The 13486-nt window shown below is 33.0% G+C and carries 13 protein-coding genes; 6 read left to right on the top strand and 7 right to left on the bottom strand.

Features of this window, described 5'->3' with window-relative positions:
• Positions 1–7: 7 nt before the first annotated feature.
• The 3 genes from EMN46_RS06285 to EMN46_RS06295 all read right to left on the bottom strand — a co-directional run bounded on the left by EMN46_RS06285 (position 8) and on the right by EMN46_RS06295 (position 2603).
• Positions 8–559 (bottom strand): RNA polymerase sigma factor, encoded by a 552-nt coding sequence (locus EMN46_RS06285; protein ID WP_154199885.1) that lies wholly within the window; start codon positions 557–559, stop codon positions 8–10.
• 228 nt (positions 560–787) lie between these two features.
• Entirely contained in the window at positions 788–1810 is a 1023-nt protein-coding gene (tdh, locus tag EMN46_RS06290; RefSeq protein ID WP_154200085.1) for an L-threonine 3-dehydrogenase, read from the bottom strand.
• A gap of 334 nt (positions 1811–2144) precedes the next feature.
• A complete protein-coding gene (locus tag EMN46_RS06295; protein ID WP_154199887.1) occupies positions 2145–2603 on the bottom strand; it encodes a DUF523 domain-containing protein in 459 nt (152 codons plus the stop codon).
• 216 nt (positions 2604–2819) lie between these two features.
• Between EMN46_RS06295 and EMN46_RS06300 the strand changes: the two genes are divergently transcribed.
• Positions 2820–3470 (top strand): HAD family hydrolase, encoded by a 651-nt coding sequence (locus EMN46_RS06300; RefSeq protein WP_154199889.1) that lies wholly within the window; start codon positions 2820–2822, stop codon positions 3468–3470.
• Between the two features lie 46 nt (positions 3471–3516).
• On the opposite strand, the gene EMN46_RS20285 is transcribed toward EMN46_RS06300, so the two are convergent.
• From EMN46_RS20285 to EMN46_RS06315, 3 genes are all read right to left on the bottom strand, one after another.
• The gene (locus tag EMN46_RS20285) at positions 3517–5589 is read right to left on the bottom strand and encodes a PKD domain-containing protein (protein WP_154199891.1); all 2073 of its coding nucleotides are present in this window, start codon (positions 5587–5589) and stop codon (positions 3517–3519) included.
• 117 nt (positions 5590–5706) lie between these two features.
• A complete protein-coding gene (locus tag EMN46_RS06310) occupies positions 5707–6177 on the bottom strand; it encodes a ferritin family protein (RefSeq protein ID WP_154199893.1) in 471 nt (156 codons plus the stop codon).
• A 40-nt stretch (positions 6178–6217) separates the two neighbouring features.
• Positions 6218–6673, bottom strand: a complete 456-nt coding sequence (locus tag EMN46_RS06315) for a ferritin family protein (protein ID WP_154199895.1) — start codon at positions 6671–6673, stop codon at positions 6218–6220.
• Positions 6674–6884: 211 nt separating this feature from the next.
• Between EMN46_RS06315 and EMN46_RS06320 the strand changes: the two genes are divergently transcribed.
• The 4 genes from EMN46_RS06320 to EMN46_RS06335 all read left to right on the top strand — a co-directional run bounded on the left by EMN46_RS06320 (position 6885) and on the right by EMN46_RS06335 (position 11422).
• A complete protein-coding gene (locus EMN46_RS06320; RefSeq protein ID WP_154199897.1) occupies positions 6885–7787 on the top strand; it encodes a 1,4-dihydroxy-2-naphthoate polyprenyltransferase in 903 nt (300 codons plus the stop codon).
• A gap of 19 nt (positions 7788–7806) precedes the next feature.
• Positions 7807–8865, top strand: coding sequence for an o-succinylbenzoate synthase (locus EMN46_RS06325; RefSeq protein WP_154199899.1), 1059 nt, complete (start codon positions 7807–7809; stop codon positions 8863–8865).
• Complete coding sequence (locus tag EMN46_RS06330; RefSeq protein WP_154199901.1) at positions 8846–9919, top strand: AMP-binding protein; 1074 nt, start codon at positions 8846–8848, stop codon at positions 9917–9919. Before EMN46_RS06325 ends, EMN46_RS06330 begins: the two co-directional genes overlap by 20 nt.
• A gap of 240 nt (positions 9920–10159) precedes the next feature.
• Positions 10160–11422, top strand: coding sequence for an OmpP1/FadL family transporter (locus tag EMN46_RS06335; protein WP_154199903.1), 1263 nt, complete (start codon positions 10160–10162; stop codon positions 11420–11422).
• An 87-nt stretch (positions 11423–11509) separates the two neighbouring features.
• Here the strand turns inward: EMN46_RS06335 and EMN46_RS06340 are convergent, their stop codons facing one another.
• Positions 11510–12103, bottom strand: a complete 594-nt coding sequence (locus tag EMN46_RS06340) for a YceI family protein (RefSeq protein WP_154199905.1) — start codon at positions 12101–12103, stop codon at positions 11510–11512.
• 258 nt (positions 12104–12361) lie between these two features.
• Here EMN46_RS06340 and EMN46_RS06345 point away from each other — a divergent pair, with 258 nt between their 5' ends.
• Positions 12362–13402 carry an FAD-binding oxidoreductase gene (locus tag EMN46_RS06345; protein WP_154199907.1) on the top strand — a complete coding sequence of 347 codons (1041 nt, stop codon included), beginning with the start codon at positions 12362–12364 and terminating at the stop codon, positions 13400–13402.
• Positions 13403–13486: the final 84 nt, after the last annotated feature.

Here is a 13486-nt window from a genome sequence, read left to right on the forward strand (position 1 = left end):
ACCTTCTTTAAGGCAACATGATCATGATAAGGACATCCATAGAAGAGCGGAGTTGTTTAAGTGCACGCGAATAATGCGTTTTTACGGTATTAATTGAAACATCAAGCTCAGCTGCTACATCAGCATATTTCATTTTCTCAAAAACAATAGCCTCAAATACTTTTTTAGACTGAGCGGGTAATTGACCAATCTCGTGATACAGCATTCTCTTGCGTTCTTCTAGATCTTCAGATTCAAATTTATCTTCAATAATAGTATAAGCTTGACTATCGACATCTTCAAATCGGAACCTTTTGTCTTGCTTTATTTTATTAATCGAATTATTCCGAACAATACTAAAAAGGTAAGCTTTAACAGAACCTTTAAATTCAATCATTCTATTTTTTTCCCACAAAGTGATAAAAGCCTCCTGAACAATATCTTCAGCGTTATCGTAAGAATCGAAATATTTGTAGGCAAATAAGCAAAGAGGTGAATAATATAAATCGAACAAGAGGCGGAGACCAGATTCGTCCCCACGTTTAAATTTTCTTATGATATCTTGTTCTTGTACATCCATATTAAGTTTATAAAAGTAAGAAAGCTATATGAATATGCAAGTAATCTAATAAGCACCTGAGTGAACAAACTCCATTATTTTTTACTAAACTTTAATTTACAGAAACTTATGATGATTAAAAATTTATATATATTTCGTTATCCATAAGATATTTGAAACTCATTAAAGGGTATATGCATAAAAAAAGCTCAGCAAAATGCTGAGCTTTAAACTATATTTAGTTTGAGATTATTCCCAATTCAAAATTACTTTACCACAGTTACCTGCTTCCATAATATCAAAACCTTTTTGGAAATCAACAGCATCAAATCGATGTGTAATCATTGGAGAAAGATCCAACCCACTCATCAACATTTGCTCCATTTGATACCATGTTTCGAACATTTCACGACCATAAATTCCTTTCAACTGAAGACCTTTAAATATGATTTTACTCCAATCTACTTGAGTATGTGATGGTAATATGCCTAATAATGAAATTTTACCTGAATTATACATATGAGACAACATATCGTTGAAAGCTGCAGGCGAACCTGAACATTCCAATCCTATATCGAAACCAATCATTCCTAACTCTTTAATCACATCATCAAGACTTTCTTCCATTGGATTTACAACACGAGTTGCACCCATTTTCTTAGCTAGCTCAATTCTGTATGGATTTGTTTCTGTAGCCACAACGTAACGAGCACCAGCAAATTTCGCAATAGCTACAGCCATAGAACCAATAAGTCCTGCACCAGTAACAAGTACATCTTCGCCAATTACAGAAAAAGAAAGAGCTGTGTGAGTCGCATTTCCAAATGGATCCATAATCGCTAACAATTCATCTTCAATCTGATCACTCATTTTCATCAAATTCGATGATGGAATAGCAGCATACTCAGCAAAAATACCATCGATATTAACACCAATACCTACTGTGTTTTCGCAAACGTGCTTACGACCTCTACGACAGTTTCTACAGTGTCCACATGCAATATGACCTTCACCTGTTACACGATCACCAATTTTAAAACCAGTTACACCAGCTCCTATTTCAGCAACTTCACCAACATACTCATGACCAATAATCATTCCTGTTTTAATGGTATTCTGAGCCCATTCATCCCACTTATAAATATGCAAATCGGTACCGCAAATAGCAGTTTTTCTAATTTTTACAAGAACATCGTTAACGCCTATTTTAGGAACATCAACTTCTTCCATCCATAAGCCTTTTTCTGCTTTGGATTTTACTAAAGCTTTCATTTTAGTCATTGTCGTATTTTGTATAAATCTGTTAGTTATAATATATAGTTTGTTATTATATAATGTTCGTTTTTAACGGATCCGAATTCAACTTATAAATCAAATGCCTTCCTCAAATATTTTCCGAAAATAATAAAAAACAAAAGATTTTTTTCAAGTTATCTATTATAATTTTGAATCTCTATGTAAATGTACAAAATCAATCAGGCTAACACCTAAATAACCCGTTAAATTAATGATTAATTATCTCAATTATTTAAATATTTTCAACCTGAACATGCAAGTTACAAGAGATTTATTTTTTAAATAAAAGAAGAAAACATAAACATCATAATTAAATAAATTCACCGCTTTTCCAATTCACCTCATTATAAACCTGAATATCATTTTCAATAAGTAATTTTGAAGTAACTCCATATCCTTCAATCAGTTTTCCGGTAAATGTTCCATCGTAAATATAACCACTTCCACATGAAGGACTATTGGCCTTTAAAATCACTTTTTTAACATGACAAATCTTAGCCATTTCTAGAACCTTTTGAGCTCCTTCTCTAAATTCAGTGGTGCAATCGAGTCCTCTTTGGCTCATAATTTTTAAAGAACAATTAGTTTGCTTAATAATTTCACATGGTTCACGAGGCGTATCTAGACCACCTAATACCTCAGGACAAACAGGTATTAAACGTCCTGAATCAAGAAGATTTTTAAACTCATCAGTTCGACTACTAGCACCATTATATCTACAATTAACTCCCAGTAAACAAGCACTTATTAAATAAATTTCCTTGGACATTAGTCAGCTCTTTTTTCATATATAATAATTCTGCAATTTATAAAATTCTTTACAGTGATAATGCTTGATTAAGCTCAATTCGACATCCGGAAATAGAAATTAATTATTTTAATTAATCCAATCTAAATTTCGTGAAAAATCCTTTTGTAAATAAAACCAACATAACGATATTTGTTCCGTTTTAGAAACCCCTGAAATAAACACCAAATAGATAAAATGAATATAAAAGGAATCGTATTCGATTTAGACGGTACTCTTGCCGATTCTGCTATTGATATGGCAGAATCTATGAATCAAGTTCTAAAAGAGCAAAATCTACCTGTTCACGACATAGATACATACAAACAATTCGCAGGAAACGGCATACACAAACTTATTGAAAGAGCCTTACCTGAAAATTTAAGAACAGGCGATGCTTTTACCAAAAATGCAAATAGAATGCTCGCTATTTACGGCGAAAATTGTATTAATAAAACCAAACTTTATCCTGGAATAGCAGATCTACTTGATCTTCTTCAAGAAAGGGACATTAAGATTGCTGTCTTATCAAACAAGCTTGATGAATTAACTCAAAAAGTTATAAAAGTTCTTCTAGCCAATTGGAATGTCACTTTTGCTACTGGAACGAGTTCTACCGTTAATAGAAAACCGAATCCTCAAGGCGCATTATTAGCAGCTGAAAAAATGGGATTTACGCCTAAAGATATGATGCTTGTAGGTGATTCAGAAGCAGATATGGAAACTGCAAAAAATGCAGGTATGTTAGGAGTTGGAGTACTATGGGGATTCCGTAGTGCCGATGAATTAAAAGCCAGTGGTGCACAATTGATTATCAGCAAAGCTACTGATCTAATAAACCATTTATAGAATATAAAAAGGCAGATATTTCCTAAATGAATATCTGCCTAAATTTTTATTTAAGTATCGTAATTTTTCGCGTTACAATTGAACCATCAATATCCATTTTAAGAATATACAAACCAGATGGAAATGGTCTTAAATCTAGATCGATAAATGAGTTGTATTGAGAAACGAAACCATTTAATCGCTGTGCTCCTCTCGTATCATACAACCACCAATCAATTCGATTAAATAACACCGCATTTAAATCTACACGAGTTTTCACATTCTTGCTTGGATTAGGATAAATCTCTAATTCAGAATCATAACTTGTATTTACTGTTTGTATTAGATTTTCATCACCACATACATTACTTGTTGTTAAACTCACCTGATATTTCCCTGATTTTTTGTACACATGACTTGGATTCATCAATTCTGATGATTCACCATCACCAAAATTCCATAAATATGACTCTGCATTTTCAGATGCATCTCTAAAATCAAAACTCTTATCCTTAAATAAATAGCTAAAATTAGGTTTTGTATCACTAACAACAATCAAACTAGAATATTCATTATTGCTCTCGCCATCCTTGGTATAGGTTAAACTAATAGTTTTCACTCCTGGTGAAGAATATTGAACGGTATGTGGTCCTTTAGTCGTAGCTGTAGATGGATTTGCATCAACTCCAAAATTCCAAGAGTAAGTATCATAATCCATGTCAATATTAAAAAATACTTCAACATCTGCGTCCACACATGTAATGCTTTTATCAATCTGAATAGACTGATTATAACCACCCAAAACGAGAACACCCGTATTCTCGGGATCTAACCAATATTTAAGCTGATTTTCCTTTGCAGGATAGGTATCCCAACTTGAAGAAAACTTAGCAAAATAATCATTGACTGAATTAGAACAATTGGCATCACCACCAGTAAGATTTCCCACTATTCTATGATTTGTATCAAACAAGGGAGAACCTGACGAACCTCCTTCAGTCGTTCCCAATTCCCAGTCTAAAATATGCCAATGCGTATTTTCATCAAAAGTGTAATCTGAATCGGCATAAGAACCTGTTACAGGCGCATCATAATCCATAGATATTTTCTTAACATCGCCATTGGGATGATGAATACAAACCGTTTGACTAGGCACTTCGCCAGATCTGTCCCAGCCGACATAGTATACTTGATATATTGCTGGAGGTATAGAACTCATCTCCAAAAGAGAAAAATCGAGATGATTTGTCGTTGCGATTACACTCGACCCTGAAATAGATTGATCCATTGTTCCACTTGTACCTTCACATGTTTCTGATTCGTAATTAAAATAAAAGATGGCTTCTTCGGCTATCGTCTCGTCGTGTATAACGTGATATGAAGTAAGAATATATGGTTTCCCGTCTTTCTTAGTATTATTTATTAAGGTACCCGATGCAATATAACCACCGTAAGTAATGTGACACACTGCCCTCTTCTCAACTTGCCAATTCAAACCTTCAGGACAATTTATATTCACATTACAAGAACCTGATGAGCTTTTTGTAAGAGAGCTTTTCTCTTTTAGAATTCGAAATACATTCTTAAAATCATGATACACTTTTCCCAATTGAAGTTCAGCTTCAAACTCAGGATTTAAGGGTTCTATATATTCAATAATAAGATCTTCTCCTGCTAAAGGCTGTACTGCAAAGCATCCTGAATCTTTATTATTTTTTTCGGTATATGCACCTAGAACTCTATCGGAAGTGTAGTTATACACAAATAACTGTCCTCCTTTTGGCAAACGAAACTTGTCAAAAACCAAACTAAGAGAATAAGCTCCTGGCGAAGTAATTGCCAAATTCCAGATGCGTTGTCCACTAGGAATTAACGTCCACTTACCTGCATTATCAATAGATTTATTTACCGTAAAACCATAAGCAAACTTTGCATTTTTCAATCTGGATTTCCCTTCATCAAAACTTTTCATTTTAATATTGCGCATATCATTAATAGGCATCAAAAATGTCTCAAACTTCATTTGATTAGCTCTCGATTTAAAATAAGGAGAACCTCCATGAGAAATTTGAGTAAATGCAGGAAAATTAGGAAATAAGACAATTAAAAAAATAAAGATGCTTATAAATTTTAAGCGCATATATATTGATGTTTGTAAAGTACAATGTCAAAACTAATCATTTTATGTTGAAGAGAAAATCATTAACAAAAAAAGCCTCACATTGAGTGAGGCTATCTTAAATTTCATGCCGTGTTTTTAATCATCTTCAAGCTGCTCCCGTTCTTCTTTATCGAATTGAATTTCCATTATAATCTTCTGCTTAGCTTCGTGCAAAGCAAGCATATAGAATAGATCTTGTAGGTCAGCCGATGTTACCCGATCAGCCAAATCCCAATAAAACATAAAAGTTGCTTTCTCTTTCTCCATTGCCATGATTAATGCATCATGATAATTGGGATCTTCATTTGAATAATCCACATCGGCAATGTAATGGTCTGTTTTCAATTCTTTAATCTGATCGTAGGAGTGATGGTCAAAATTTCCACTTATGCGTATAGCCTCCAACTTTAAAATATGATTCTGCTTTTCAATAGCAATATCCCTAAACAGATCTTCCACTTCGGGAATACTCATTTTATCAGCCAATTCGTTATAAAAATCCACTTCACCCTGTTCTTGCTCAATAGCAAAATTTAGAACCTCATCTATACTATTATATTTTTCCATAACAATTCTAATTAATGGATACTAAACATACGTAGATCTTCTAATTGGCACACATAACAAACTCATCATACTTTATTTCCAACTTTAGTTTTTGACAAGCTTCCTGATTTGCCAAATTTAATAAGGTTTGTTTACACTCCATGCTAGTCATATAATCGGCTAATTCCTGATAAAGAATAAACTTTTCTTTTTCCTTATTCATAGCCATCAAAAGAGTCTCCTTGTAAGATAAATTAATTCTAGTAAAATCAATATCAGAAAAAGTTTCTGCAATTTTTAAATCTGGCATACTCTCAATATCTAATAGGACACCAATCTTCTTCATATTTTCTAACTGAATAATTTTAGCTACTTTTTCTAGACTTATATTACGGAACAAATGCCTCAAATTTTCATTTTCCATTGTTAAGGAGAACTTCGAATAAAATTGAATTTCATCCATTTCTCTCTCAATTGCGAAATCTATTATCTCTTCAAAATCTCTGAAAATTTTCATTGTTACTGTTATTTTAAAATATGAAATTAACCTACTAAAGCAGAAGAATTATAATCTAAATACCTTCTACAAAATAAAAGTTACGAAATAAAAAATACCTAAGCAAAACCTTTTACATGAGACACTTAAACCTTTTGTTGAAATTTGACACGAATATCCTAAAGCATTATTTTAAATTGGTTAAATTTGTGTCTCAAAAAATAGTTTAATTATGAGTAAAACCAAAGCATGGATTCATGCCTTTAGATTAAGAACTTTACCATTATCCCTCTCTAGTATTATTCTAGGAAGTTTGGTTGCTGCATCAGATAATAAATTCAGTTCTGATATATTTATCCTAGCCATATTAACCACCCTATTTTTACAGATTCTTTCCAATTTGGCAAACGATTTAGGAGATTCTATTTCAGGTGCTGATAATAATGAGCGTATCGGTCCTGAAAGAGCTATTCAAAGTGGTATTATCAGCAAAAAGGAAATGAAAAACATGCTTTATGTTTTCATTATGCTTTCTTTAGTTAGTGGTTCATTTTTAATATACAAAGCTGCTCAAGTTATAACTCTACAACAAGCCCTTATTATTTTCGCCATTGGTATTCTTGCCATACTTGCAGCTATTAATTACACCATCGGAAAAAATCCATACGGTTACATGGGCTTTGGCGATCTTTTTGTATTTATCTTTTTTGGCTTGGTAGGTACTTTAGGTTCCTATTTTCTTCATACAGGCTATTTACAATGGGATATTCTATTGCCAGCAGCATCAATTGGTCTATTAAGCACTGGTGTGCTCAATTTAAATAACTTACGAGACATAGAAAATGATTCTCAAACAGGAAAAAAGACACTTGTTGTAAAAATTGGATCAAAGGCGGCAAAAAATTATCATCTTATTATTTTAGCTTTAGCAATGCTATTTGCTATCCTTTATAGTCTACTCAATTACGCTTCAATTTATCAGTTTATCTACTTGTTAACTTTTCCACTGATTTTGCGTAATATCAAAATAGTATTAACCAATAAAAATCCTCGCGATTTAGATCCCGAATTAAAAATCCTAGCACTCTCATGTTTCTTTTTCAGTCTTAGTTTTGGTTTGGGAACTCTTTTATAAAACTTATATTTTTCGATTTATGCTTGTAGCTGATTTTCATTATTATCCTTTAAATTTTAAACGACCAAGTGGTACTTCTCGTGGAATTCTCAACATAAAAGAATCTTGGTTTGTACGAGTATGGGACAATCAGAATCCTGAAATTAAAGGATTGGGAGAATGTTCAATTATTAGAGGATTAAGCCCTGATGACCGAGAAAACTACGAAGAAAAGATTGCTGAGGTTTGTGAAAATATAAATCAAATTAAAACTTATTTTAAGAATGATTTAATTGAGTGGCCATCCATCTATTTTGGATTCGAGATGGCATTAAAAGATTTACTTAAAGGTGGTAAACGTCTTCTTTTTGACTCAGACTTTACGAATACTGAATCGAGAATTCCAATCAATGGTTTAGTCTGGATGGGTAATAAAACCTATATGCAAGAGCAAGTACAAGAAAAAATTGATACGGGTTATGATTGTATAAAACTAAAGATTGGAGCAATTGACTTCGACGAAGAAATTGAAATTATAAAGTCAATACGGGAAAAGTTCACCTCAGAACAAATAGAAATTAGAGTTGATGCAAATGGAGCCTTTCACCCTGATGAAGCAATGTATAAATTAGAGACACTTGCCAAATTCAACATTCACTCAATAGAACAACCTATAAAGGCAGGGAACTGGGAAAATATGGCTCAACTTTGTAGAGAAACCCCACTACCTATTGCTCTTGACGAAGAACTAATTGGGATTTATAAATTTGCTGATAAAGTTAAACTAATCAAAACAATTCAACCTCAATACATCATTTTAAAACCAAGCTTAGTCGGCGGATTTAAAGGAAGTCAAGAATGGATAGATATTGCAAATGATTCAAAAACACCATGGTGGGCAACATCGGCACTTGAGTCTAATATTGGCTTAAATGCTATTGCCCAATGGGTATCTACATTAAATAACCCAATGCCACAAGGTTTAGGTACAGGGCTACTCTACACCAATAATATAGAGTCTCCACTTGAAGTTTCTAATGGTTTTCTAGTTTACAATCAATCTAAAAAATGGGATCTCAATGAAAAGCTTAAAGCTTAATTTTTCTCAAGTCAATAAAAGTAAACTCATCGTATTTTGCCAAGATGGAATAAAAACATCGACTGAACAATGGCAATTGGATATTTATACCTTCATTTTAGAATGGGTAAATGAGGATAAGCTAGTGAAAGCAAAAACATCGGGTTCTACAGGCTCTCCTAAAATTATTCTGCTTGAGAAGGCAAAAATGATCGAGTCGGCAAAGATGACAGGTGAATTCTTCAAATTTAAAAAAGAAGATAATGCTCTACTATGTCTCTCTCCTCAGTTTATAGCAGGTAAAATGATGATTGTTCGAGCAATTGTTTGGCAAATGAACTTGGTTTGTGTTAAGCCATATGGACATCCCATAGAAACGCTTGATACTGAAATTGACTTTGCTGCAATGATTCCTCTCCAAGTTTCAAATAGTATACAGTACAAAGAGCAATTAGCGAAAGTAAAAACAATACTTATTGGCGGAGGAGTTGTTGATAAGAACTTAGAATTCACATTGGATCAACTGAAGTCTAAATTCTTCTCTAGTTTCGGAATGACAGAAACACTTTCTCATATTGCTCTTAGGACTTTGAATGGACCTAACAAGTCAAATACCTACAAAGCTTTAAATGGAGTTACTCTTTCTACCGACGATAGAGATTGTTTAAAAATTAAGGCTCAAAAACTACTCAATAAAGAAATCATTACTAATGATATTGTTAATCTAATATCCTCTTCGGAGTTTGAATGGTTGGGGCGATATGATCATGTCATTAACTCTGCAGGTATAAAATTATTTCCAGAAACAATAGAAGAAAAACTAAGTCCATACATTAACAAGCCTTATTTCTTTATTGGTATTCCTGATGAACATTTGGGTGAAAAAATGATTTTACTAATTGAGTCTCAAACTAATTCAGAAGAGCTAAAAAAGAAGATTTCAGATAAAATAAGACCTCATCTGGAAAAATTTCAGTTTCCTCGCGAAATTATTTTCCTTTCTAATTTCAAAAGAACGCTTACTGGAAAAATTCAGCGAAAAGCAACTTTAGAGAGTTTCACAGAAAAAAAATAACTCGATAATACAAACAAAGCACCTTCCTTCAAAAAAATTGTTTATATTTATACCAAATAAAAATAAGCTATTTCCACAAAAGAAAAACAAGACTCATACACCTCACTGTCAGAACACTCCAACACACAAATAATAATATTCACATCCTCATATTTGTTTTAAAAACATTTAAATAAGTTTCTAAATGCTTTTGTTATAGTAATTGATAAGAATAAATTAAATTTTAAGATAGTTACACTTATGAAAATAAAATACAAATTATTAATTTCAGTATCCCTTATTACGGTTGGAATTATTTCGTCACAAACAGCAAGTGCAACCGATGGTTACTATAGCCTTGCGTATGGTACTCAAAACAAAGGTATGGCTGGTGCAGGTATTGCATGGTACAAAAATTCGCTTATTAATGGAAATCCTGCTTCTTTAGTGAAACTGGGTGGACAATACCAATTTGGGGTTAATATGTTTAGCCCTAGCCGTGAGTATACAGTAACTGGTAATCCTTCTGGTATGCCAAACACCTTTGGTCTAGCCCCTGGAACAGTAGAAAGTGATAGTAAAATGTTTTTTATGCCTACTTTTGGAGCTAACTGGATGCTTAACGAAAAAAGTAGTTTTTCTGTTGCCATGTATGGTAATGGGGGAATGAATACGGATTATGCTCCTAAAAATGGTTATGGAACTTTTGGCATGCCAGATGCTGATACAGGAGTTGATTTGGGCCAATTATTCTTAAATTTTAGTTATGCATACCAAGTAAGTGAAAAACACAGCTTTGGGATAACTGCTATTGCCGCTTACCAATATTTTGAAGCTAAAGGCATCTCCACTTTTGCGGGGATGTCTAGTGATGCTACAAAATTATCAGACAATGGTCATGATAGTTCTTTTGGTATGGGTTTCAAATTAGGTTACTTAGGTCAACTAACAGATAAATTAAGTGTTGGTGCTAGTTACCAAACTAAGGTTTATATGAGTGAATTTGACGATTATGCTGGTCTTTTTGCTGAGCAAGGAGATTTCGATATTCCATCAACGTGGACAGTAGGTTTGGCTTATGAGGCTAATGAAAATTGGGTATTTGCTGCCGACTTCAAGCGTATTAACTATACTGACGTTGCTGCTGTATCTAATAACATGAATTTCACATCCCAATTAGGTAATGATAACGGATCTGGTTTTGGTTGGGAAGATATCAATGTTTACAAGATAGGTGCAGAATATGCTGGAATTGATACTTGGACTTTAAGAGCGGGTTACTCACATTGTGATCAGCCCATTCAAGAATCAGAAGTGTTGTTTAATATTCTAGCCCCTGGTGTTATGCAAGATCACATAACTCTAGGTTGTTCTAAAGTATTAAGTGATAAAGGGAACGCTGTACATTTTGCATTTGTTTATGCTCCTGCAAATTCAGTTAAAGGATATAATCAAATGGATCCATCACAAATAATTAAACTTGAAATGAGTCAAATTGAATTAGAAATTGCATATTCTTTCTAGTCGATATTTTTTGAGAATAAAATTCTCAAGCAACAAAAAACGCCACATGTAAATGTGGCGTTTTCTTTGTACTATCAAATCTGATATTTAAAACATCAAGTCAAATTTAAGTTCAAAATTATCACTAATTGTTCTATCTCCTAAATTATCAAAAAATGATCCTGAACCATACTTAATATCATACTTGGTACGATCAATAACCATCATTCCACTCATGTGATAAGATTCACCATGTTTATGCATATCAATTCCAAATTTCAATGGATTTGTAATGCCTTTAATAGTAAGTACACCATTAACCAAAAGCATTCCATCTTTTCCTATTTCACTTCCTGTAACAACAAACTTTGCTTCAGGGAACTTTACGACACTAAAAAAATCTGGTGATTTTAAGTGCTTAACAAGATCTCCACGATACTTCTCATTTGTAATATCTTTATTTGTAATACTACTCATATCCATCACAAATTCGCCACCAATAATATTATTGGCTTCCATTATAAGTACGCCTGACTTCAATAACACAGAACCAGTGTGTTCTCCAGTCACTTTTTTACCTGTCCATTCAACTTTACTTTCGTCAGTTTTTAGTTTCATGCTTTTTTGAGCGAAAGCTGTGGTGTTCATTAATAATACGCCCATCACAAATGCAAAACCTAATAATATTTTCTTTATTTTCATTGTATCTTAATTTATTGATATTTTATTATTTAAATTGAATTTAAATATACTTGTATTCTTATATAAGTAAAAGTAATAATTGTTAAACACCTGTTAATCTTCATCTCAGCAACATTTAAGATCTTAAATAAGGAAATAATTTCTCCGCGTAAATCTCATAAAACAGATTAGTTCTACATTCTAAATAAGCCTATAACAAGCTTTTGAGTGGAATTCAAAAATAAGATTCTTTATATTTGAGTAAATCAAGTTTAAAATATGATCAAATATATCATTGTAGGTCAAGGCCTAGCTGGTACGCTCCTTGCCTACCAAATGCACAAGAATAATATTCCTTTCAAAATCATTGTCGATCCAAGTTTAAAGTCAGCTTCAGAGATTGCAGCAGGACTGATTAATCCTCTCGTTTTTAAACGCCTCACAAAAAGTTGGATGGCTGATACCCTTTTCCCAATAATGTATGAGACATACACTGAAATGGAAAACATGCTTTCTATAAAATTCATCGAACAAAAAAAGATGATTAAACCTTTAGCTGAGCAAGATATTCCCATGTGGCAAAAACGAATAAAACAAGGGAAAATGAATCATTATATTGATAGACTCGATGATAATTTAAAGCTAGAAGGATATAAACCTATTGAGCATTATGGAGCACTTGTTCAAACGGGTTCCTGTAATTTAAGCATGATGATTCACGCCATGCGCAACTTCTTTAAACAGCATAATTACCTTATCGAGGATCATCTTAAAATTGAGGATGTCACATTTAAAGACAAGTCTGTTTATTGGAAAAACCTGTCTGCAGAGAAAATTATTTTCTGTAAAGGCTATAAGGATGCACAAAACCCACTCTTCCCTTCTGGGAGTTTTTATCTAACTAAAGGTGAACTGATAGAAATTGAATCCAATGCATTGAGTGAAGATTTCATCCTAAATAAAAATCTCTTCGTACTACCTCTTGGACAAAAACGCTTTAAGGTTGGTGCAACTTATCAATGGGATACTATAAATGAGGACACAAGTGAAGAAGGTAAATCAGAACTCCTTACAAAGCTGGATAAACTAATTGATACAGACTATACGGTTGTAAATCATTGGGCTGGTGTTAGACCTACCGTAAAAGATAGACGTCCCATTCTCGGAGTTCATCCTCAAAATGATAGCTTGGCTATATTTAATGGACTTGGGACTAAAGGCGTCATGCTAGCGCCTTATTTTTCAGAACAAATGCTCCAATTATTAGAAAATCCACTCGCTGAAATTAACGAAGAAGTTAAACTTGACCGTTTTTTCTAAATCATGATAATAAAAAAGGCTATTTCAGAGAAAACCCAAATAGATTCTCTTCGAAACAGCCTTAATTTATATCGTATCAAAAAT

Origin of the sequence: Ancylomarina sp. 16SWW S1-10-2 (genome assembly GCF_009669305.1) — a bacterium.
GTDB lineage: Bacteria > Bacteroidota > Bacteroidia > Bacteroidales > Marinifilaceae > Ancylomarina.